Here is a 20,256-nt window from a genome sequence, read left to right on the forward strand (position 1 = left end):
CGGGGCTGTTCCCCCACCCCGCCCCTTCCCGAACCGGGGCTCCGCCCCGGACCCCGGTCCTCAAACGCCGGACGGGCTGAGAGATTCGGGGCTCCGCCCCAGACCCCGCGCCTCAATCGCCGGACGGGCTGAGAGATTCGGGGCTCCGCCCGGGACCCCGCGCCGCAAACGCCGGCGAGGCCGGAGTGGCCGCCTCCAGGCCGCGGGCAAAGTCCGGGCAGGGGAAAATCAAGCCCGTCCGGCGATTGAGGACCAGGGGTGTGGGGGCGGAGCCCCTGCAAAGGAGGCCCCTCAGCAGGCCGACCCCGCAAGGGGCGACATCGGAGCCCGTCCGGCGCTTGAGGACCGGGGTACGGGGCGGAGCCCCGGTCTTGGGCCCCGCCAAGTCCAAGCCCGGCCGGGCTACGGGGCTGCGCGCCGTTTGGGGCGGCGGAGGCCGGATTCCGTGAGGCGGCGTACGAGCTCCTTGCTGCCGACCTCGACCGCCCCCGCCGACACCGCATCCGCATACCGGTACGACGGCACGTCGTAGTGATCCCCGTCGAACGCCCGCTCCGGCGCCCCGATCAACGCCGCAAACGCATGCAGCTCCTCGAACGAAACATCACTGACCAGGTGCGACCACATCCGCCCGTGCCCCGGCCAATTCGGCGGATCGATGTACAGCGTCATCCGGCGATCACCGCCCGAACACCCCTCCCAGCGCCCCCACGGACGCCACCTTCACCCCCGCCTTCCCGCACACCCAATGCGGATCCGGCCCCAACTCCGGCTCCACATCCAGCGCATGCGGATCCCCGTGCGCACACACCGGGCACAGCGGCCAGCGCCCGTACTTCTCCAGCAGCGCGTCCTGGACGTCCTGGGCGATCAGCCCGGCCAGGTAGTCGACGCCCTCCGGCCACTGCTCCACCCACCACCGGCGGTGCACGACCGAATCCTCGACGAGCGTCACGACATCGGCATCGGCGACCTCGCCCGCTACGAGGTCGGCGAGTACCAGGGCACGGGCGGCATGCAGCGCCTTCTCCAACGGGGTCGCGTGGTCCATGGGCCCATTTTCACCCCGAGGGGCCATTGGGGCGAAGACCCCCCTTTCCCCGGTACGAGAGATCCGGTGCCCGTCTCGGCTTGTGGCGCGTTGACGCCCGGATCGGCCGGAAAATACGGTTCTGTGGTGCCCCCGGGGCGTACGGACACCACCCCCGGGGACGTGCCACGCCGCCTCACGTCAGGACGCGTATGTACACCGAACTCCGCGCTCAGCTCGACGCCCTCACCACCGAGGCGGTCCGGCCCGAACTCGCCGAGATCGACCGGTGGTCCACGCTGGACATCGCCCGCACCATGAACGCCGAGGACGCCGGGGTCCCGGCCGCCGTCGCCGCGCAGCTCCCGCAGATCGCCGCCGCGATCGACGCCGTCGCGGAACGGATGGCGGACGGGGGGCGGCTGCTCTACGCCGGGGCGGGCACGGCCGGACGGATGGGCGTGCTGGACGCGAGCGAGTGCCCGCCGACCTTCAACACCGACCCCGCGCAGGTCGTCGGGCTGATCGCCGGCGGGCCGGAGGCGATGGTCCGGGCGGTGGAGGGGGCGGAGGATTCGGCGGAACTGGCGGCGGCGGATCTGGCGGGGCTGGACCTGACCCCCGCCGACACGGTCGTCGGCATCTCGGCCTCCGGCCGTACGCCCTACGCCGTCGGGGCGGTCCGGTACGCGCGGGAGGCGGGGGCCCTCACCATCGGGCTCGCCTGCAACGCGGGCAGCGAGCTGGGGGCTGCCGCGGAGCACGGCATCGAGGTGGTCGTCGGGCCGGAGGTCCTGTCCGGCTCCACCCGGCTCAAGGCGGGCACGGCCCAGAAGCTCGTCCTGAACATGCTGTCCACCATCACGATGATCCGCCTCGGCAAGACGTACGGGAACCTGATGGTCGACGTCCGCGCCACGAACGAGAAGCTGCGCGCTCGTGCGCGGCGGATCGTCGCGCAGGCGACGGGCGCCTCGCCGGAGGCCGTCGAATCGGCCCTGGCCGCCGCCTCCGGCGAGGTGAAACCGGCGATCCTCATCCTCCTGGCGGGCGTCGACGCCCCCGAGGCGACCCGCCTCCTCTCCGCCGCCTCCGGCCACCTCCGCCAAGCCGTTCCCCCACGCCCCTGACTCAGCCGGGCCCCAACCCCCGGGGCTCGCCCCAGACCCCGCGCCTCAAACGCCGGCGCGGCTGGAGGTCGGACGGGCTGGGCGTCGCGGCGGAGCCAAAAACCCCGGGGCTCCGCCCCGCACCCCGCGCCTCAAACGCCGGCGAGGCTGGATTTTTCCCCCGCAGCGTCCAGCCCGCAGGCAAAGTCCCGGCCGGGCAAACTCCAGCCCGTCCGGCGCTTGAGGCGCGGGATCCGGGGCGGAGCCCCACAACCAGCCCCGCCGGCGTTTGAGGCGCAGGGTCAGGGGCGGAGCCCCACAACCAGCCCCGCCGGCGTTTGAGGGGCAGGGTCAGGGGCGGAGCCCCACAACCAGCCCCGCCGGCGTTTGAGGCGCGGGGAACGGGGCGGAGCCCCGAATCTTGAGCCGCGCCGTCCCCCCACCCGCACAAACACAAGGCACGGACCCCATGGACCCCCACCACGACACCGCCGCCGCGATCCTCCCCCTGGTCGGCGGAGCCGGAAACGTACAGGCAGTGGCCCACTGCATGACCCGCCTCCGCCTCACCCTCCACGACCGCACCCTCGTCCGGGACGACGCGCTCCGCGCCCTCCCCGCCGTCCTCGGCGTCGTCGAAGACGACACGTACCAGATCGTCCTCGGTCCGGGACGGGTCACCCACGTCACCCAAGCCTTCGAAGCCCTCCTCGCAGAGGAAGCCCACAGAACGACCGCCACCACCCTCGCCGCCCACGGCACCGCCCTCCGCCAAGCGCAGAAGACCAAGAACGCCACCCCCCTCAAGCTCCTCCTCCGCCGCATCGCGAACGTCTTCGTCCCCCTCATCCCCGCCCTCATCGGCTGCGGCATCATCGCCGGCCTCAACGGCCTCCTGATCAACTCCGGCGCACTCCCCGGCGTCGTCCCCGCCCTCGCCGCGATTGCCTCCGGCTTCATGTCGCTGATCGCCGTCTTCGTCGGCTACAACACCGCGAAGGAGTTCGGCGGCACGCCGGTGCTCGGCGGGGCGGTGGCCGCCGTGATCGTGTTCCCGGGGGTCGCGAAGATCGAGGCGTTCGGGCATCCGCTCGTTCCGGGGCAGGGCGGGGTGCTCGGGGCGCTCGCCGCCGCCCTGCTCGCCGTACAGGTCGAGAAGTGGTGCCGGCGCCGCGTCCCGGAGGCCCTGGACGTGCTGGTCACGCCGACGCTCACGGTCCTCGTATCCGGCCTGGCCACCCTGTACGGCCTGATGTACGTCGCCGGCGAGGTCTCCCGCGCCATCGGCTCGTTCGCGAACCGGCTCCTCGACACCGGCGGCGCCCCCGCCGGCCTGGTCCTCGGCGGGCTCTTCCTGCCGCTGGTGATGCTCGGCCTGCACCAGGCCCTGATCCCCATCCACGCCACGCTCATCGAGCAGCAGGGCCACACCGTCCTGCTCCCGATCCTCGCGATGGCCGGCGCCGGCCAGGTCGGCGCGGCCCTCGCCGTCTACGCCCGGCTCCCCCGCAACCCCTCGATCCGCCGCACGATCCGCTCGGCCCTCCCCCCGGGCCTGCTCGGTGTCGGCGAACCGCTGATCTACGGCGTCTCGCTCCCCCTCGGCCGCCCGTTCGTCACGGCGTGCGCGGGCGGCGCGGCGGGCGGCGCGTTCGTGGGCCTGTTCCACCAGCTCGGCACCTCGTTCGGCGCCACCGCCATCGGCCCGTCCGGCTGGGCGCTGTTCCCCCTCCTGAACGGCTCCGCCGGCCTCCTCACCACCACCGCCCTCTACGCCGGCGGCCTCCTCACCGGCTACGCAACGGGCTTCCTCGCCACCTACTTCTTCGGCTTCACCCCCCAGATGCTGTCCGACCTCAACCCGGCCGCCCCCACCAACCCCACGCCCGATCCGGACGAGCAGCAGCCCGTGCGTGCGTGATCACAGCGCCCCGTCCAGGAACGCCCGGACCCCCGCCTCGTCCACCGCCTCCGTCGTGCGGGCAACCTCCGTGCCGTCCTTCAGCAGCACGAAGGTGGGGGCGCCGAGGACGGCCATACGCTTCACGGTCTCCGGGCAGCGGACGATGTCGGTGCGGACGACCGCGACCCGGCCCGCATACGCGCGGGCCAGGTCGCGTACGACCGGCTCCAGGGTCTTGCAGGGGGCGGACCAGACGCCCCAGAAGAAGGCGAGGACCGGCTGACCGGGCAGGTGCGCCAGGACGAAGTCGAACTCCGCGTCCTCCTTCGGGTGGTGCACTCCGACTGCTGCCATGCGGCTCTCTCCTCCGTGTCACGGCCGACCGAACGACCGGCCGCCGCCCCCATCCTCCCCCGGCGAGGCCCCCGCCCACGGCTCAGCGGGTCGTCGGGTTCACCCGCACCGGCGCCTTGTCGTTCGCGAAGTTCTGGTCCTCGTTGTCGTCCGTGAACAGCCGCGTCGAAAACGAGCCGGAAACGTTCTTGAGCGTCCGGTCCAGCTTCAGCGTGAAGGTGTACGAGAACTCCTCGCGCGGCTTCACGTAGCTCCGGCCGCCCGGCGGGACCGCCGCGCACCAGTGGTACTTCACGGTGCCGTCCGCCCGCTTGACCACCGTGCACGCGGGGTCGGCCTTGACCACCGTGACGCCCTTCGGCAGCTTCAGAATCCCCTGGGCCTTCTGCGCCGAGAAGTACGCGGGGCCGTGGTTGCGCAGCTTGACCGTGGCCTTCACCGTGTCGCCGGCCTTGCCCCGCACGGTGGTCCCCACCGTGCCGAAGTCCGCCCCCGCGCCCGCCACGAAGAGCGACCCGGAGTAGTGGCTGTTGTAGGGGTTCACGTCCCGGCCGTGCTCACCGATCTGCTGCGGCGCGGCCACGGGCACCTGCGTGGCGGTCAGCTCGGGTCCGGCGCCCTGGCGGGCCTTGTGCGCGTCCTGACGCCAGATCCTGCGGTGTTCCGCGTTGTCCTCGTCCACCCTGATCTCGAAGTACTCCCAGGAACTGGTCCACTCGGCGACGCGCATCGCGACCGGGGTGGCCACCCTGTAGGTCTTGCCGGGCCGGAAGACGCCCTTGATGCGGCACTGGTAGGTGTTCACGGTGTCGACGTCGCTCGTCGGGCGGCCCCGCATCGAGCCGACGCGGTAGGAGCAGTTCCGGTGGTTTCCGCCCAGCTGGATGCCATACGTGGCCTCCGCCGTCAGGAGGACGTCGGTGACGGGCTCGGTGCCCTTGTTGGTGAAGGTGAACGGCAGCGGGATCTTCGCGCCGGGCTTCTGCTTCTCCTTGTGCTTGGGCATCGTCAGGGCGAGGTCGGGGCCGCCGGCCTCGACCGTCGTGGTGACGGGCTCCACGGTGCGCCCGGGTGCGGTGACCGACACCGTCACGGCGCCCTTGTCGCCGACCTTGGCGCCGGGCAGGGTCCACAGGGCGATCGTGGCCATCTGGCCGTCGGCGGTGCCCTCGCGGATCAGGCCGAACTCCGGCTTGCAGGTGATCTTGGTGCCGGTGGCCTTGCAGTAGCGCGAGTCGGGCTCGTCGAACTCCGCCCTGATGAAGCCGGCCACGCCCGCGAGGTCGGCGGTGACGGTGTACCCGCCACGGACCTCCGGACCCGGGTTGTTATAGCGGATCTCCAGCCTCCGCCAGCCGCCGAGACCCACGTTCACGGGCGACGAGGTGAGCTTGATGACCGGGTGGGCCGAAGAGGAAGCGGCGGCCGGGACGGCGGAGGCGGCCGGCTCGGCGGCCGAGACCGGCGCCGTCAGCGCAAGGGCCGCCAGACCGGCCACGGCCGGCAGGAGGAGACGAGTCTTCATGCCCGGTTCGACCGGTTCGGCCCACCGGACGTTGTACGTCCCGTGATCACGAAACGAAGACGACTAACGGACCGTCTGCTTCCGTCCACAGCACGGCATCAGCCCCGTTACGCAGGGGGGCCGAAGGCCCACCCCCGTGGAGCCTTCGGCCATCCTTGACCCGGACGTGACGAACATCCGGGGGATTCCGCAGATGCCGCAGCAGTGGGAAACGAGTGCCGCAGATCCGCAGCAGGCGCTGAGGGAAGCCGCCTGGCACCTCGGTGAGCTGGCGAACCGGCTCACGGCCGGAGCGGACTCTCTCGCCCGCGCCGACAAGATCCCGCAGCCGCCGTGCGACGACCCCGGGTTCAGCTACGTACACGGCAAGCCGGAAATACTCGCTGCCATGCAGGACCACCTGGACGCCGCGCAGACGGAGATCCTGACCGCCCAGCCGGAGGGCCCCCGCCCGGGCGCGGTCCTGCAAGCGGCTCTGGAGGCCGTCCGCGGGCGGATCTCCGCCGGTGTCGCGATGCGCACGCTCTACCAGCACAGCACCCGTTTCGACGAGGCCACCAAGGACTACGTCCGCACGGCCACGGCGTACGGCGCCCAGATCCGCACCCTGGACGAGTTCTTCGACCGCCTGATCATCGTGGACCGCAGGACCGCGTTCCTGCCGGCCAACGCCGACCGTTCGATCGCCGCCGTCGTCACCGAGCCCGCCGTCGTCCGCTTCCTCACCGACACGTTCGAACGGGCCTGGGACCGCGCGGCCCCGCACCCCTTCGTTCCCGTACGCGCCGCCGAAGCCGCCGCCGACGTGGTCCCGGCGATCCGGGAGGCCATCGTCAAACTCCTCGCCGAGGGCCGCTCCGATCGTGAGATAGCCCGCCGGCTGGGACTGAGCCTGCGGTCACTCCAGTCACACGTCTCCCACCTGAAAACGGAGTACGGCGCCGAACACCGCTTCCAACTGGGCTTCCTCATCGGCCGCGAGAGCGCGTCCCCCAGCCGGTGACCGCCGTCCCCGGCCACACCCCGACTCTGCCACCGGCCCTCACTCCCGTACCACTGCCGCGATGCCTCGGGTCGCCGCATTGCACACATCCCGGGGGTCTGCTGCGGTACGCCGCACCGCGCGCAGGGTGGCGGCGAGCTGGGCGGCGGTCGCGGGGTTGCACCGGCCGAGGTCGATGAGCGGACGCGGGTCGTTCCCGGCGCTCGACACCGGGTCCAGCCGTACGGATGGCAACGCGATGCCCGCCTCCACCAGCTCGGTCCGCAGCTCCCCCAGCACCTCTTCCGCCAGCCGCATCCTGGCCGCCCAGTCCGTACCCATGCGCCTCTCCTTTCACTCCGCACTCTGAGTAGTGCGTTCACGCACACAGCGTGGCGGGCGCGACTACGGTGGGGCAGTGCGGCGGGGGCAACAACCCCAGGTGTTGGATGCAGCGTTGGGAGATCCCGAATGCCGGAACCGCGCAAGATCGACCCCTCCCGGTCCCCACGGGCGTTCTACGGAGCCGAACTTCGGCACCACCGCGAGCGGGCAGGGCTCACCCAGCAGGAGTTGGGCGAGGCGCTGTACGTGAGCGGCTCGTTCATCGGCCAACTGGAGGCTGGCACCAGGCGAGTTCAGGAGGAGTACGCCCGCCGCTTGGACGAAGTGCTGGACGCGAACGGGTTCTTCGTCCGGAACCTGGCGGCCGGGCAGACCTCTCGCTACCCGGATCACTTCGCGGACGTGGTCGAGCGGGAGGGCGAGGCCAACGAGATCCACGAGTACGCCCCGATACTCGTGCCTGGACTGCTCCAGACCGCCGATTACGCCCGGGCCGTCTTCCGTACGGCCAATCCAACCTGGCCACCGGACAAGATTGCTGAGAATGTCGATGCTCGGCTTGCACGGGCCCGCATTCTCGACGGTGAGGGCGCGGCGCTGGTGTGGGTGGTCCTGGACGAGGCCGTCATCCGACGCCCAGTGGGCGGACATGCGGCCATGACGGCACAGTTGCGCCACATCGCAGACCTCAGCGTGCGCGGCCGGATCATCGTCCAGGTACTCCCCTACGCGGAGGGTGCACACGGCGCCATGCAGGGCTCGGTGAAGCTGATGTCCTTCCCCGACGCGCCGTCGCTCGCCTACGTTCAAAGCATCGAAACAGGCCGGCTGTTGGACGACCCGCTCACGGTGGCCCAGTGCCGCCACCTCTACGATCTTGCAAGGGCCGCAGCCAAGTCCCCTGAACTATCCCTGGCCATGCTCGAAGCGGCAGCGGAGGCACACGAGATGCACAACGACTACGACTTGAGCCAAGCCCACTGGCGCAAGGCCAGCTACAGCGGCGGCGACGGCGGCGACTGCGTGGAGGTCGCCACAGTCGAGGGTGTCGTGCCCGTCCGCGACTCCAAGCGCCGCGGTACCGGTCCGGTCGTCGTGTTCCGGGCCGCCGCGTGGGCGCCGTTCGTGCGGGCCGTCGGGGCCGGGGCGCTCTGACCGGAGGCCGGCCCGGGGCTTGAGCCCCGGGCGGGACCGGCCGCCGCACACCCCGCCGGCTCAGCCGAACTGACCCGGCTGGTAGTCGCCCGCCGGCTGGCGGACCATGACGTTCAGGCGGTTGAAGGCGTTGATCAGGGCTATCAGTGCGACGAGCGCGGCCAGCTGCTCCTCGTCGTAGTGCTTGGCCGCGTTCGCCCAGACCTCGTCCGGGACGCCGCCGGCCGCGTCCGCGATCCGGGTGCCCTCCTCGGCCAGCTCCAAGGCCGCGCGCTCGGCGTCGGTGAAGCACGTGGCCTCGCGCCAGACCGCAACCAGGCTCAGACGCAGCGCCGTCTCGCCCGCGGCGGTCGCGTCCTTGACGTGCATGTCGGTGCAGAAGCCGCAGCCGTTGATCTGGCTGGCCCGGATCTTCACCAGCTCCTGGACCGCGTGCGGCAGGGTCGAGGCCTCCACGGCCTTCCCGGCGGCGACGAGGTGCTTGCCCGCCTTGCCGGCGATGGCGCTGGCGTGGAGGTTCATGCGAGCTTCCATGGTGGTGAACTCCTCTGTCGTGGTCCGTGACTTCACCCCCTTGACCGGACAGCCCGCCCGCCCCTGACACATCCCGCGTGTGACGCCGGTCACTCTGCTGTCGGCCGGGATTCTCGGATGCGCTCCGCGCCCCCGGCTCGTAGCGTCGACCGCATGAGCTCCCCTTTCGTACCTGACGACTTCACCGTTCCCCTCAACCTCGTCACCCCCGCGTTCCGCCTGGAGCCCCTCGGGCCGGAACACAATGAGCGCGACCTCGCCGCCTGGACCGGCAGCATCGAGTACATCCGGTCCCTGCCGGACTTCGCGGGCCGCAACTGGCCGCCGGCGGAGGGGATGTCCGCCGAGGCGAACCGCGCCGACCTCGTCGAGCACGCGGACGACTTCGCGCAGCGCAAGGGCTTCACGTACAGCGTGATCGAGGGCGCGGACGAGGTCATCGGGTGCGTGTACGTGTATCCGGCGCGCGGGGGTTCGCATCACGCGGACGTGAGGACGTGGGTGCGGGCGGACCGGGCGGAGCTGGACGGCGTGCTGCGGTCGGCCGTCGTCGCCTGGCTCACCGACGACTGGCCGCTCGGTCCGCTGAAGCACTCCGCCGGCTGAGCCCTTCGGGGGCTCCGCCCCCGGACCCCCGCGCCTCAAACGCCGGCGGGGCTGGAGTTTGCCCCGCAGCATCCAGAGCTCGGGCCGGATGCTGCCCCGTCGGGGCTGAAGCTTGCCCCGGCAGGGCTGGGGGTACTTCGGCGGGGCCGGGGGTGCTTCGCCGCCCGAAGCTCAAGTAACGGCGGTCGAGCGCTTTGTGCTTGAAATGGGTGGTGGGCGGAGCCCACCACCACCCACCACCCTTTTCCACCACCCACCGCACCCGGTATGACAATCCGTGATCGGCTTGCAACGGAGAGCCATGACCCTCTAGCTTGCGGCTGGAAACGTGAAAGGCCCCCGCAGGTGCTGACAACACCGACGAGGGCCGTGCCACCGCGAGATCAAAAAGGGATCCCCGTGGATGATGCTCAGCTTAGGCCTGCCCCGCACCCCCTCGCCAAGCCCGGCTACGGCAAAATCGCCGCACCGGAGCAACGGCCGCGCACCGCTGACGACTTCGCCCGCCTCCCCGCCCGCGAGGCCGCCGTCGCCGCGTACATCGACCGCCTTCCCGACGGCTCCGACATCAGCGTCAAGACGCTCGCCGCGGTCCTCCCCCTCTGGGGCCAGTGCGCCCTCCGCACGGCCCTCAACCGCCTGACCACCGCGGGCCACTTGCACCGCGTCCGGCAGCAGCTCTCCGGCCAGGACACCCGCTGGGTGACCCGCACCTTCTTCTCCCGCACGGCCCGCGACGGCGCCTGGTGGACGACGTTCACCCGCCGCGAGCGCCCGGCCCCGGGCCCCGCGCCGGGCCGTCCAGACGGGGGCCCGGCAATCCCAGCCCCTCCGGCGCTTGAGGAGCAGGTCCGGACAGAGCCCGGTGCCCGGCGCCCGCCGGGTTGCACTTCTTGGGGCTCCGCCCCAAACCCCGCTCCTCAAACGCCGGAGGGGCTGGATGTGCCCCCGGCCTACGACCTCCTCTCCTCGCTCACCCGCACCGCCCCGGCCCTGGCCCTCTCCAAGGCCGACTGCACGGCCCTCGCCCCGCTCCTCGTGCCCTGGCTGGACCGCGGCCTCTCCCCCGACCGGATCCGCCTCACCCTCACCGCCGGCCTGCCGCCCGTCATCCACCACCCGGCGGCCCTCGTCCGCAAACGCCTGGAATCCAAACTCCCGGCCGCACCTCCGCCCCGGGCCGAGCCCACGCCGGATCCCCCGGTCCGCGCCGAATGCACGGAGTGCCAGGCCCCCGGCCCGCCCACCGCCTTCACGGACGGCCTCTGCCGCGCCTGCCGCCCCCGCCCCGTGGTCTTCACCCCACCCCTCACCCCGCCCGAGGTCCACGCCCACGCGGCCCTGTGCCGCCGTACGCTGGGAGCATGAGCACTTTGCGGGATGAACTGCATGCACTCATCGACCGGCTCCCCGACGAGCAAGTCGCCCCGATACTGGCCATCGTGCGGGAGAGCACCATGGCCGAGGACGGCACGGAGGAATGGCCACTCCCCGACTTCGTCGGCATGCTCCGCAGCGGCAAGGGCGACCTCGCCGAGCGGTCCGGGGACATCCTCCGCGAAGAGATCGGTCGCCCCGCCGAGTGATCATCTGGGACACCGGTCCGCTTCTCGCCGCTCTCGACGCCGACGACAAGCACCACGCTCGCTGCGTCGACCTCATGCGCCGGACCCCGCGACCGCTTCTCGTGCCGTACCCCGTCCTGACCGAGGTCTGCTACCTGCTGGAGCGCGAGCACGGCTCGCGTGCCGAGGCCGCGTTTCTGCGTTCGATCGGCGCCGGGCAGATCACCTTGGTCCCGCTCGCCCGCGCGGACATCGACAGGGCGGCGGAGCTGGTCGAGATCTACGCCGACTTCCCCCTCGGCGCCGTGGATGCATCCGTCATCGCCATCGCCGAACGGCTGGGCGCCGATGCCATTGCCACGCTCGACCGACGCCACTTCACGGTGGTGCGGCCCGCCCGGACCACGCCCTTCGCCCTGCTGCCGTAAGCCCCGCCGCGATCGTCGGCGGGGCTCAAGGATTCGGGGCTCCGCCCCGGACCCCGCGCCTCAAACGCCGGCGAGGCAGGAGATTGCCCCCGCCGCAGCCGAAGTCCGGGCCGTGGCAACATCAAGCCCGTCCAGGGGGCACCTCCCAGCCCCTGGGGCTGGGGGAGACTGAGGACCGGGGTACGGGGCGGAGCCCCGGGGCGAAGGCCCCCGGAAGCGCCCGAGGGCGGCACCCCCTCCGCGTTGCGGAAAGGGTGCCGCCCTCGGCAAGAACAGCCGATCAACCCACAGGGGTCGATCAGAAGTCCATGTCACCGCCCGGCATGCCACCGGGGGCGGCCGCAGCCTTCTCCGGCTTGTCGGCGATGACGGCCTCGGTGGTGAGGAACAGCGCGGCGATGGAGGCCGCGTTCTGCAGCGCGGAGCGCGTGACCTTCGCCGGGTCGATGATGCCCTCGGCGATCATGTCGACGTACTCACCGGTCGCGGCGTTCAGGCCGTGGCCGACGGGCAGGTTGCGCACCTTCTCCACGATGACGCCGCCCTCGAGGCCGGCGTTCACGGAGATCTGCTTCAGCGGGGCCTCGAGCGCCAGCTTGACGGCGGCGGCACCGGTGGCCTCGTCGCCCTCGAGCTCCAGCTTCTCGAACACCTGGGAGGCCTGCAGGAGGGCCACGCCACCACCGGCGACGATGCCCTCCTCGACGGCCGCCTTCGCGTTGCGAACGGCGTCCTCGATGCGGTGCTTGCGCTCCTTGAGCTCGACCTCGGTCGCGGCACCGGCCTTGATGACCGCCACGCCGCCCGCGAGCTTCGCCAGGCGCTCCTGGAGCTTCTCGCGGTCGTAGTCCGAGTCGGAGTTCTCGATCTCGGCACGGATCTGGTTCACGCGACCGGCAACCTGGTCGCTGTCACCGGCACCGTCGACGATCGTGGTCTCGTCCTTGGTGATGACGACCTTGCGGGCGCGGCCCAGCAGGTCCAGGCCCGCGTTCTCGAGCTTGAGGCCGACCTCCTCGGAGATGACCGTGCCACCGGTGAGGATGGCGATGTCGCCGAGCATGGCCTTGCGGCGGTCGCCGAAGCCCGGGGCCTTGACGGCAACGGACTTGAAGGTGCCGCGGATCTTGTTGACGACCAGGGTCGACAGGGCCTCGCCCTCGACGTCCTCGGCGATGATCAGCAGCGGCTTGCCGGACTGCATGACCTTCTCCAGCAGCGGAAGGAGGTCCTTCACGTTGCCGACCTTGGAGTTCACGATCAGGATGTACGGGTCCTCCAGCGAGGCCTCCATACGCTCCATGTCGGTGGCGAAGTACGCCGAGATGTAGCCCTTGTCGAAGCGCATGCCCTCGGTGAGCTCGAGCTCCAGACCGAAGGTCTGCGACTCCTCGACGGTGATGACGCCTTCCTTGCCGACCTTGTCCATGGCCTCGGCGATGAGCTCGCCGATCTGGGTGTCGGCGGCGGAGATGGAGGCCGTGGAGGCGATCTGCTCCTTGGTCTCGACGTCCTTCGCCTGCTCCAGCAGCGCGCCGGAGACGGCCTCGACGGCCTTCTCGATGCCGCGCTTCAGGGCCATCGGGTTGGCGCCGGCGGCCACGTTGCGCAGGCCCTCGCGGACCAGGGCCTGGGCCAGAACGGTCGCGGTGGTCGTACCGTCACCGGCGACGTCGTCCGTCTTCTTGGCGACTTCCTTGACCAGCTCGGCGCCGATCTTCTCGTACGGGTCCTCCAGCTCGATCTCCTTGGCGATGGACACACCATCGTTGGTGATCGTGGGGGCGCCCCACTTCTTCTCAAGGACGACGTTGCGACCCTTGGGGCCAAGGGTGACCTTGACGGCGTCGGCGAGCTGGTTCATGCCGCGCTCCAGGCCGCGCCGGGCCTCCTCGTCGAACGCGATGATCTTGGCCATTGAAGTGGTCCTCCCGGACTGGGGTGGATTGCTTCGGACCGCGCTGGCGCCCGCGACGGACGGCCTGCAAGCCCAGTGGTTCCTTGCCCCACCGGCCTGCGGGCCTCACCGACCCGGTCCTCGTCTTTATCACTCTCACCCGGAGAGTGCTAACGCCAATGATTAGCACTCGACCCCCCCGAGTGCAAGCGGCTCTCACGACTCGGCAGGCCCCGGCACCGGGTGCCGTATGCACGCACGCGGCACGGGCCGGCACCCGCGGAGAGGGGGTCGCCGGGCACGCACGAGGGGCCCGCATCCGGTGTGGATGCAGGCCCCTCGTGCGTGTACGCGTCGGTGGTCGGTCGATCGCCCGGGGTCAGCCGAGAGCGAGCTTGACCATGTCCGCCTGCGGACCCTTCTGGCCCTGCGAGATCTCGAACTCGACTCGCTGACCTTCTTCAAGGGTGCGGTACCCGTCCATCTGGATCGCGCTGTAGTGGACGAACACGTCCGCACCACCGTCGACCGCGATGAAGCCGTAGCCCTTCTCCGCGTTGAACCACTTGACGGTGCCCTGAGCCATGGCTAACTCCCCTGTTACTGGCCCTTGCAACAGGACCGCACTTCGCGGTCCCGGGTCAGAAAGTGCGCCGGAACGCTTCGACCGCGGCTGAATGTATCTGCCCGACCGCGGTCTGCAACAGGTCATTCCGACGAGAATTCAAGACACGTCAATACATCGACATCGGACGAAAACCACGGAGATTCCCGGGCAAGTCGGGCGGGACAAAACGCACCTCAAGTGGCAAAGGGCGCACGCACATTGGCCCGATGTCGCCGTTCGGCGGCCGCACTCACACACGAGAGGCACAAACAACGCCGGGGACTACCCCAACCCTACCGCGCCCAATCAAGCAGAATTGCCCCCTCCGCTTTTGCGGAAGGGGCAATTCAGAAGAAGCTTGAGCAACTTCCGTTACGGCTCGGCAGTGCGGTGCGGCTCGGCGGTACGGCTCAGCAGCCGCCGGCGACCGCCGGGATGATCGACACGCCCGCACCGTCCGGCGTGGCCGTCTCCAGCCCGCCCTCGAAGCGCACGTCGTCGTCGTTCACGTAGACGTTCACGAAGCGGCGCAGCTTGCCCTGGTCGTCCAGGACGCGGGCGGCGATGCCCGGGTGGCTGCTCTCCAGGGAGGCGATGACCTCGGCGAGGGTGGCGCCCTCGGCGGGCACCTCGGCCTGGCCGCCGGTGTAGGTGCGCAGGATGGTGGGGATGCGGACGTTGACGCTCATGGCTCTACTGCCTTCCGTAGTGCAGGGGATGGTCAGGCCAGGCCGGCGGCGCGGAACGCGTCCAGGCTCGGGCGGATGGTCGCGGTCTGGCCGGTGCCGGAGAGCGCTTCCAGGGTCTTGAGGCCGTCGCCGGTGTTGAGGACGACGGTGGTGAGGGACGGGTCGAGGTGACCCTCCTCGATCAGCTTCTTGGTGACGCCGACGGTCACGCCGCCCGCGGTCTCGGCGAAGATGCCCTCGGTCCGGGCGAGCAGCGAGATCGCATCCACGACCTGCTCGTCGGTGACGTCCTCCACGTAACCGCCGGTGCGGCGCGCGATGTCGAGGACGTACGGGCCGTCGGCCGGGTTGCCGATCGCGAGGGACTTGGCGATGGTGTTCGGCTTCTGCGGGCGGACCACCTCGTGGCCGGCCTTGAAGGCGGTGGAGACCGGGGAGCAGCCCTCGGCCTGGGCGCCGAAGATCTTGTACGGCTTGTCCTCGACGAGGCCCAGCTTGATCAGCTCCTGGAGACCCTTGTCGATCTTCGTGAGCTGGGAGCCGGAGGCGATCGGGATCACGATCTGGTCGGGCAGCTGCCAGCCGAGCTGCTCGCAGATCTCGTACGCCAGGGTCTTGGAACCCTCGCCGTAGTACGGGCGCAGGTTGACGTTGACGAAGCCCCAGCCCTCGCCCAGCGGGTCGCCGATCAGCTCGGAGCAGAAGCGGTTCACGTCGTCGTAGTTGCCCTCGATGCCGACGAGGTCGCCGCCGTAGACCGCGGCCATGACGACCTTGCCCTGCTCCAGGTCGTGCGGGATGAACACGCAGGACCGGAAGCCGGCGCGGGCGGCCGCGGCGCCGACGGCGCCGGCCAGGTTGCCGGTGGAGGAGCAGGAGAGGGTGGTGTAGCCGAACGCGCGGGCGGCCTCGACGGCGATGGCGACGACGCGGTCCTTGAAGGAGTGCGTCGGGTTGCCGGAGTCGTCCTTGACGTAGAGCTTGCCGGTGACGCCGAGTTCCTTGGCGAGGTTCTGCGCGTCGACGAGCTTGGTGAAGCCGGGGTTCAGGTTGGGCTTGGTCGCCACGTCCGCGGGGACGGGCAGCAGCGGGGCGTAGCGCCAGATGCTGTTCGGGCCGGCCTCGATCCGCTTGCGCAGGGCCTCCGGATCGCCCGTGGGCAGCTCGTACGCGACTTCGAGCGGGCCGAAACACTCGGCACAGGCGAAGATGGGGCCGAGGTCGAACCGCGTGCCGCATTCGCGACAGGAGAGGGCGGTGGCGGGACCGAGGTCGACGGAAGCGACCGGCGCGGGGGTAACAGTCTGTACAGCCATGATGGCGAGGCCCTTTCTCCTCATCTTCCCCATGGCGGACGTCGCCATGAGACGGAATTGGCACCTTCCCTAGCCGGGAGCCTCGCGGCGACGATGCGCACGAGACCGGCTGGAGGGTTGCCGGGGCTTCAACGGGCCGTGTCCCTCTGCCCCTCTGGATGAGCGGTATTCGATTGTGGTCGCGGCATTCGACCCCCGACATGCGATGGTCGTCCGCGTTGTTCAAGACTGTAACCGAAGGGGCGGGCTGCCGAGACGGCTGTCCGAACCGCGAGATGGATCACTTTTCGGCCGCTGTGACGGCCGGGACGAGAGTCAGGAACAGGGGAGTACCGCCCGTGCTGGATGAGGTGGAGCGCTGGCTGGCCGGCCGTTCCTGGTCGGCCGCCGACCGTCCGCTCGACGTGCTGCTCGCGGCGAAGCAGGCGTCGGGGACGACGGTCAGCGTGGTGCTGCCCGCGCTCGACGAGGAGGCCACGGTCGGCGAGATCGTCGACGTCATCCGGCGCGAGCTGGTCGAGGCGGTGCCGCTGGTCGACGAGCTGGTGGTGGTGGACTCCGGGTCCGCGGACCGGACCGCGGAGGTGGCGGCGAAGGCGGGCGCGCGGGTGGTGCACCGGGATGCGGTCCTGCCGCGGCTCCCGGCGCTGCCGGGCAAGGGCGAGGTGCTGTGGCGGTCGCTGCTGGCGACCACCGGTGACGTCGTGTGCTTCGTGGACGCGGACCTGCGTGACTTCTCGGCCGATTTCGTGTCCGGGATCGTCGGGCCGCTGCTGACGGATCCGGACCTCCAGTTCGTCAAGGCGATGTACGACCGGCCGCTGCGGCTGTCCGGGCTGCCGGAGGGCGACTCGCCGGGGCAGGGCGGCCGGGTGACGGAGCTGGTGGCGCGCCCGCTGCTGAACCTGCACTGGCCTCAGCTGGCGGGCTTCGTGCAGCCGCTCGGCGGCGAGTACGCGGCCCGCCGGTCCCTGCTGGAGCGGCTGCCGTTCCCGGTCGGGTACGGGGTGGAGCTGGGGCTGCTGGTGGACGCGCTGCACACGGTGGGGCTGGACGCGCTGGCGCAGGTGGACGTGGGCGTGCGGATCCACCGGCACCAGGACGGGCAGGCACTGGGCCGGATGGCGGCCGCGATCTACCGCACGGCGCAGGTGCGGCTCTCCCGCGGGCACCTGGTGCGGCCGGAGCTGACGCAGTTCGAGCGCGGTCCGGAGGGCTTCGTGCCGCGGACGTATCCGGTGGACACGGAGGAGCGGCCGCCGATGCGGGAGATCGAGGAGTACGGGCAGCGCCGGGTGGCGTAACGGTTCTGCGTACGGGGGTACGACCGTTCGGCGGGGCGCGTGGCCGGAGCCGTACGCCCCTTGGCGGAGCGCGCGCCGGAAACGTTTGAGCGGGAGCGGGCCGGGCTAGGTTCGCCGCATGCCTTCTCACGTGCTCGTCGCAGCGAACCGTGGCCCGCTCTCGTACGCCCTCTCCGACGACGGGGAGCTGACGGCCCGGCGCGGCGGGGGCGGTCTGGTCTCCGGCCTGTCGGCCGCCCTCGCGGGCCGGCCGGAGGCGTTGTGGGTGTGCGCCGCCCTCGGCGACGGCGACCGCGAGGCGGTCCGGCGCGGGGTGTCCGAGCCGGGGGTGCGGATGCTGGACGTCCCCGAGCAGGTCTACGCGGACGCGTACAACGGGATCGCGAATTCGGTGCTGTGGTTCGTCCACCACCATCTGTACGACATTCCGACCGAGCCGGTCTTCGATGCGGAGTTCCGGCGCCGCTGGCAGGCGTACGAGGCGTACAACCTGGCGTTCGCGGAGGCGCTGGCGGCGGAGGCGGCGCCGGGCGCGGCGGTGCTGGTGCAGGACTACCAGCTGGCGCTGGTGCCGGGGCTGCTGCGGGAGCGCCGGCCGGACCTGCGGATCGGGCACTTCACGCACACGCCGTGGGCGGATCCGGCGTACTTCCGGGTGCTGCCGGCGGAGGTCCGGGAGCGGCTGCTGTGGGGGATGCTCGGCGCGGACCGGCTGGGCTTCCACACGGAGGGCTGGGCGGAGCTGTTCCGCCGGTGCGCGGGCCCGGAGCGGCTGGGCCGCACCGCGGTGGCCGCGTACCCGCTGGGGGTGGACGGCGAGGAGCTGCGGCGGCTGGCGCACCGGCCGGAGGTCGACGACCGGCTGGCGGGGCTGCGGGCGGAGGTCGGCGGCCGGCGCACGGTGGTGCGGGTGGACCGGACGGAGCTGTCGAAGAACATCGTGCGGGGGCTGCTGGCGTACCGGGAGCTGCTGGTGGAGCGGCCGGAGTGGCGGGGCCGGGTGGTGCACCTGGCGTCGGCGTACCCGTCGCGGCAGGACCTGGCGGTGTACCGGGCGTACACGGAGCGGGTGGCGGAGCTGGCGCGGGAGATCAACGAGGAGTTCGGCACGGCGGACTGGCAGCCGGTGCTGGTGTCCGTGCAGGACGACTTCGCCCGCTCGCTGGCGGCGTACCGGATGGCGGACGTGGCGCTGGTGAACCCGGTGCGGGACGGCATGAACCTGGTGGCGAAGGAGATCCCGGTGGTGTCGGAGGCGGGCTGCGCGCTGGTGCTGTCGCGGGAGGCGGGGGCGTTCCCGGAACTGGGCGAGGACGCGTTCGCCGTGAACCCGTACGACGTCTCGGAAACGGCCGCCGCCCTCCACGCGGCCCTGTCCCTCCCGGACCCGGAACGCGCGGAACGCACCAAGCGCCTGGCGGCCGCGGCCACCGCGCTGCCGCCGGAGGCGTGGTTCCTGCGGCAGCTGGAGGACCTGCTGGGGTGAGGGGCGGCCTAGGGTCTGTCGTCAAACTCCTGCCTGCCCCGCGGGCGACGACAGGAGTTTGACGACAGACCCTAGCCGGCGGAGGGATCTGCCGTGGTGATGGCGGCTGCGAGGGCCGCGAGGAAGGCGACGACGGCGGCGGGGCCGTCGAGGACGAGGTCGGCGCGGGCGGCGAGTTCCGGGACTTCCGAGGAGCCGCTGCAGACGAGGAGGCCGGGGAGGCCGTCGGCGCGGAGCTTTTCGACGGCGGCGAACGCGGCGAGGTCGCCGAGGTCGTCGCCGGCGTAGAGGACGGCCCGGGCGCCGGTCTCGGCGAGGTAGCCGGCGAGGGCCACGCCCTTGTCCATGCCGGGGGGACGCAGCTCCAGGACGGCCCGGCCGGGCTCCAGGACGAGGCCGTGGCGGTGGGCGAGGTGGGCGAGGGGGTCGCGCAGGGCCTCGAAGGCGGCCTCAGGGTCCGCGGCGCGGCGGGTGTGCACGGCGATGGCCCGGCCCTTTTCCTCGATCCAGGTGCCGTGCCAGGCGCCTTCCGCGTCGAGGACGCCGGGGAGTTCCGCTCTGGCCGCGGCCACGCCGGGGGGTACGGCGGGGGCGTGCACGCGGCCGGTCTCGGCGTCCCAGCGCTCTGCGCCGTAGTGGCCGAGGACGGTGAGGTGCCGGAGTTCGGGGACTCCGGCGAAGCCGCCGTAGCGGACGGCGACCCCTGCCGGCCTGCCGGTGATCACGGCCACGGAGGCGACGCGGGGGGCGAGGGCGGTCAGGGCGGTCACGGCTCCCGGGTGGGCCCTGGCGCGCTCCGGGTCGGGGACGATCTCTGCGAGCGTGCCGTCGAAGTCGAGCGCGATCACCGTCTGGGCGGGTGCGGTGAGCATCGCGTCGAGCGCGTGCCGGCCGGCCGCGGTGCGGGGCTCGGGCAGGGTCCCGCTGTCGGGGGCTCCGCCCCCGGACCCCCGCGCCTCGATCTCCCCCAGACTCCGTCCGGGGGGACCCCCTGGCGGGGCTGGATTCCGCCCGGCGGGATCTTGCCCGGGCTCGTGTGTGGGCTGGTGCGGATCCGGGTGGTTCGGATGGCTCCCCATGGTGTGACCCTACTGGGAGTCAGCGGCGGGCGCGGCGGTCCTCTCGGATCCGGCGGAGGCGGTTGACGGTGCCGGGGGCGTGGGCCAGGGCCCTGGGGTCGTCCATGAGGGCGTTGAGCAGCTGGTAGTACCGCACGGGGGACATCCCCAGCCCCTCCCGTATCGCCCGCTCCTTGGCACCCGGGCCGGCCCAGGTACGCCCTTCGTAGGCGAGCACCGCCATCTCCCGCTCCGAGAGCCCCTCATCATCGGTCATCCGTCCAACATAACCGCGGCCCCCGACACCGCCGCGGCTCCAAGCCGGGGCTCCGCCCCGCACCCCGGTCCTCAAACGCCGGACGG

General features: G+C 71.5%; 22 protein-coding genes and 1 riboswitch. Of the genes, 10 read left to right on the forward strand and 12 right to left on the reverse strand.

Annotated elements, in window-relative coordinates:
- Positions 1 to 402 precede the first annotated feature (402 nt).
- Together LG634_RS14910 and LG634_RS14915 are read right to left on the reverse strand one after the other, a co-directional pair.
- A complete protein-coding gene (locus LG634_RS14910; protein ID WP_226734272.1) occupies positions 403 to 672 on the reverse strand; it encodes a DUF4031 domain-containing protein in 270 nt (89 codons plus the stop codon).
- A 7-nt stretch (positions 673 to 679) separates the two neighbouring features.
- The gene (locus tag LG634_RS14915) at positions 680 to 1,051 is read right to left on the reverse strand and encodes a DUF8819 family protein (RefSeq protein WP_226734273.1); all 372 of its coding nucleotides are present in this window, start codon (positions 1,049 to 1,051) and stop codon (positions 680 to 682) included.
- Positions 1,052 to 1,242: 191 nt separating this feature from the next.
- On the opposite strand from LG634_RS14915, the gene murQ reads away from it, so the two are divergent.
- Together murQ and LG634_RS14925 are read left to right on the forward strand one after the other, a co-directional pair.
- Positions 1,243 to 2,160: an N-acetylmuramic acid 6-phosphate etherase gene (gene murQ, locus LG634_RS14920; protein ID WP_226734274.1), complete on the forward strand. Its 918-nt coding sequence runs from the start codon at positions 1,243 to 1,245 to the stop codon at positions 2,158 to 2,160.
- A 448-nt stretch (positions 2,161 to 2,608) separates the two neighbouring features.
- Positions 2,609 to 4,060, forward strand: coding sequence for a PTS transporter subunit EIIC (locus tag LG634_RS14925; protein WP_226734275.1), 1,452 nt, complete (start codon positions 2,609 to 2,611; stop codon positions 4,058 to 4,060).
- Here the strand turns inward: LG634_RS14925 and LG634_RS14930 are convergent, their stop codons facing one another.
- Positions 4,061 to 4,396, reverse strand: coding sequence for a thioredoxin family protein (locus LG634_RS14930; protein WP_226734276.1), 336 nt, complete (start codon positions 4,394 to 4,396; stop codon positions 4,061 to 4,063). It lies immediately after the preceding gene.
- A gap of 82 nt (positions 4,397 to 4,478) precedes the next feature.
- Positions 4,479 to 5,921, reverse strand: a complete 1,443-nt coding sequence (locus LG634_RS14935; RefSeq protein ID WP_226734277.1) for a hypothetical protein — start codon at positions 5,919 to 5,921, stop codon at positions 4,479 to 4,481.
- Positions 5,922 to 6,087: 166 nt separating this feature from the next.
- Here LG634_RS14935 and LG634_RS14940 point away from each other — a divergent pair, with 166 nt between their 5' ends.
- On the forward strand, positions 6,088 to 6,924 hold the full coding sequence (locus LG634_RS14940; protein WP_226734278.1) for a LuxR family transcriptional regulator: 837 nt from the start codon (positions 6,088 to 6,090) through the stop codon (positions 6,922 to 6,924).
- Between the two features lie 39 nt (positions 6,925 to 6,963).
- On the opposite strand, the gene LG634_RS14945 is transcribed toward LG634_RS14940, so the two are convergent.
- Complete coding sequence (locus LG634_RS14945) at positions 6,964 to 7,245, reverse strand: hypothetical protein (protein ID WP_308072498.1); 282 nt, start codon at positions 7,243 to 7,245, stop codon at positions 6,964 to 6,966.
- Positions 7,246 to 7,374: 129 nt separating this feature from the next.
- On the opposite strand from LG634_RS14945, the gene LG634_RS14950 reads away from it, so the two are divergent.
- A complete protein-coding gene (locus LG634_RS14950) occupies positions 7,375 to 8,403 on the forward strand; it encodes a helix-turn-helix domain-containing protein (protein ID WP_308072500.1) in 1,029 nt (342 codons plus the stop codon).
- Positions 8,404 to 8,463: 60 nt separating this feature from the next.
- Here LG634_RS14950 and LG634_RS14960 read toward each other — a convergent pair whose 3' ends face one another.
- Complete coding sequence (locus LG634_RS14960; RefSeq protein WP_226734279.1) at positions 8,464 to 8,937, reverse strand: carboxymuconolactone decarboxylase family protein; 474 nt, start codon at positions 8,935 to 8,937, stop codon at positions 8,464 to 8,466.
- A 153-nt stretch (positions 8,938 to 9,090) separates the two neighbouring features.
- Here LG634_RS14960 and LG634_RS14965 point away from each other — a divergent pair, with 153 nt between their 5' ends.
- The 4 genes from LG634_RS14965 to LG634_RS14980 all read left to right on the forward strand — a co-directional run bounded on the left by LG634_RS14965 (position 9,091) and on the right by LG634_RS14980 (position 11,536).
- Positions 9,091 to 9,543 carry a GNAT family N-acetyltransferase gene (locus tag LG634_RS14965; RefSeq protein WP_226734280.1) on the forward strand — a complete coding sequence of 151 codons (453 nt, stop codon included), beginning with the start codon at positions 9,091 to 9,093 and terminating at the stop codon, positions 9,541 to 9,543.
- Positions 9,544 to 9,942: 399 nt separating this feature from the next.
- The gene (locus LG634_RS14970; protein WP_226734281.1) at positions 9,943 to 10,911 is read left to right on the forward strand and encodes a hypothetical protein; all 969 of its coding nucleotides are present in this window, start codon (positions 9,943 to 9,945) and stop codon (positions 10,909 to 10,911) included.
- Positions 10,908 to 11,129, forward strand: coding sequence for a hypothetical protein (locus LG634_RS14975; RefSeq protein ID WP_226734282.1), 222 nt, complete (start codon positions 10,908 to 10,910; stop codon positions 11,127 to 11,129). The genes LG634_RS14970 and LG634_RS14975 overlap by 4 nt, the downstream gene beginning before the upstream one ends.
- Positions 11,126 to 11,536 (forward strand): type II toxin-antitoxin system VapC family toxin, encoded by a 411-nt coding sequence (locus LG634_RS14980; protein ID WP_226734283.1) that lies wholly within the window; start codon positions 11,126 to 11,128, stop codon positions 11,534 to 11,536. Before LG634_RS14975 ends, LG634_RS14980 begins: the two co-directional genes overlap by 4 nt.
- 298 nt (positions 11,537 to 11,834) lie before the next feature.
- On the opposite strand, the gene groL is transcribed toward LG634_RS14980, so the two are convergent.
- The 4 genes from groL to thrC form a co-directional block, all read right to left on the reverse strand.
- Entirely contained in the window at positions 11,835 to 13,454 is a 1,620-nt protein-coding gene (gene groL, locus LG634_RS14985) for a chaperonin GroEL (RefSeq protein ID WP_226734284.1), read from the reverse strand.
- Between the two features lie 358 nt (positions 13,455 to 13,812).
- Entirely contained in the window at positions 13,813 to 14,019 is a 207-nt protein-coding gene (locus LG634_RS14990; RefSeq protein WP_030009783.1) for a cold-shock protein, read from the reverse strand.
- 431 nt (positions 14,020 to 14,450) lie between these two features.
- The gene (locus LG634_RS14995; RefSeq protein ID WP_226734285.1) at positions 14,451 to 14,729 is read right to left on the reverse strand and encodes a MoaD/ThiS family protein; all 279 of its coding nucleotides are present in this window, start codon (positions 14,727 to 14,729) and stop codon (positions 14,451 to 14,453) included.
- Positions 14,730 to 14,761: 32 nt separating this feature from the next.
- Entirely contained in the window at positions 14,762 to 16,045 is a 1,284-nt protein-coding gene (thrC, locus tag LG634_RS15000) for a threonine synthase (protein WP_226734286.1), read from the reverse strand.
- 17 nt (positions 16,046 to 16,062) lie between these two features.
- Positions 16,063 to 16,210: riboswitch (SAM riboswitch) on the reverse strand.
- 173 nt (positions 16,211 to 16,383) lie between these two features.
- On the opposite strand from thrC, the gene LG634_RS15005 reads away from it, so the two are divergent.
- Positions 16,384 to 17,349, forward strand: coding sequence for a glucosyl-3-phosphoglycerate synthase (locus tag LG634_RS15005; protein WP_226734287.1), 966 nt, complete (start codon positions 16,384 to 16,386; stop codon positions 17,347 to 17,349).
- 118 nt (positions 17,350 to 17,467) lie between these two features.
- Entirely contained in the window at positions 17,468 to 18,835 is a 1,368-nt protein-coding gene (locus LG634_RS15010) for an alpha,alpha-trehalose-phosphate synthase (UDP-forming) (protein ID WP_226734288.1), read from the forward strand.
- A gap of 71 nt (positions 18,836 to 18,906) precedes the next feature.
- On the opposite strand, the gene otsB is transcribed toward LG634_RS15010, so the two are convergent.
- Positions 18,907 to 19,707: a trehalose-phosphatase gene (gene otsB, locus LG634_RS15015; protein ID WP_226734289.1), complete on the reverse strand. Its 801-nt coding sequence runs from the start codon at positions 19,705 to 19,707 to the stop codon at positions 18,907 to 18,909.
- Between the two features lie 226 nt (positions 19,708 to 19,933).
- Positions 19,934 to 20,170, reverse strand: coding sequence for a DUF3263 domain-containing protein (locus LG634_RS15020; RefSeq protein ID WP_226734290.1), 237 nt, complete (start codon positions 20,168 to 20,170; stop codon positions 19,934 to 19,936).
- Positions 20,171 to 20,256 lie beyond the last annotated feature (86 nt).

Source organism: Streptomyces bambusae (assembly GCF_020532645.1).
Lineage (GTDB): Bacteria > Actinomycetota > Actinomycetes > Streptomycetales > Streptomycetaceae > Streptomyces > Streptomyces bambusae.

Excerpts from the sequence above, each read along its gene's own strand:
- LG634_RS14960 (WP_226734279.1), bottom strand. The coding sequence starts at position 8,937 with ATGGAAGCTCGCATGAACCTCCACGCCAGCGCCATCGCCGGCAAGGCG.
- LG634_RS14915 (WP_226734273.1), bottom strand. The coding sequence starts at position 1,051 with ATGGACCACGCGACCCCGTTGGAGAAGGCGCTGCATGCCGCCCGTGCC.
- groL (WP_226734284.1), bottom strand. The coding sequence starts at position 13,454 with ATGGCCAAGATCATCGCGTTCGACGAGGAGGCCCGGCGCGGCCTGGAG.
- LG634_RS14990 (WP_030009783.1), bottom strand. The coding sequence starts at position 14,019 with ATGGCTCAGGGCACCGTCAAGTGGTTCAACGCGGAGAAGGGCTACGGC.
- LG634_RS14950 (WP_308072500.1), top strand. The coding sequence starts at position 7,375 with ATGCCGGAACCGCGCAAGATCGACCCCTCCCGGTCCCCACGGGCGTTC.
- LG634_RS14935 (WP_226734277.1), bottom strand. The coding sequence starts at position 5,921 with ATGAAGACTCGTCTCCTCCTGCCGGCCGTGGCCGGTCTGGCGGCCCTT.
- LG634_RS14945 (WP_308072498.1), bottom strand. The coding sequence starts at position 7,245 with ATGGGTACGGACTGGGCGGCCAGGATGCGGCTGGCGGAAGAGGTGCTG.
- otsB (WP_226734289.1), bottom strand. The coding sequence starts at position 19,707 with ATGCTCACCGCACCCGCCCAGACGGTGATCGCGCTCGACTTCGACGGC.
- LG634_RS14975 (WP_226734282.1), top strand. The coding sequence starts at position 10,908 with ATGAGCACTTTGCGGGATGAACTGCATGCACTCATCGACCGGCTCCCC.
- thrC (WP_226734286.1), bottom strand. The coding sequence starts at position 16,045 with ATGGCTGTACAGACTGTTACCCCCGCGCCGGTCGCTTCCGTCGACCTC.
- LG634_RS15020 (WP_226734290.1), bottom strand. The coding sequence starts at position 20,170 with ATGACCGATGATGAGGGGCTCTCGGAGCGGGAGATGGCGGTGCTCGCC.
- LG634_RS15010 (WP_226734288.1), top strand. The coding sequence starts at position 17,468 with ATGCCTTCTCACGTGCTCGTCGCAGCGAACCGTGGCCCGCTCTCGTAC.
- murQ (WP_226734274.1), top strand. The coding sequence starts at position 1,243 with ATGTACACCGAACTCCGCGCTCAGCTCGACGCCCTCACCACCGAGGCG.
- LG634_RS14995 (WP_226734285.1), bottom strand. The coding sequence starts at position 14,729 with ATGAGCGTCAACGTCCGCATCCCCACCATCCTGCGCACCTACACCGGC.
- LG634_RS14965 (WP_226734280.1), top strand. The coding sequence starts at position 9,091 with ATGAGCTCCCCTTTCGTACCTGACGACTTCACCGTTCCCCTCAACCTC.
- LG634_RS14930 (WP_226734276.1), bottom strand. The coding sequence starts at position 4,396 with ATGGCAGCAGTCGGAGTGCACCACCCGAAGGAGGACGCGGAGTTCGAC.
- LG634_RS14910 (WP_226734272.1), bottom strand. The coding sequence starts at position 672 with ATGACGCTGTACATCGATCCGCCGAATTGGCCGGGGCACGGGCGGATG.
- LG634_RS14925 (WP_226734275.1), top strand. The coding sequence starts at position 2,609 with ATGGACCCCCACCACGACACCGCCGCCGCGATCCTCCCCCTGGTCGGC.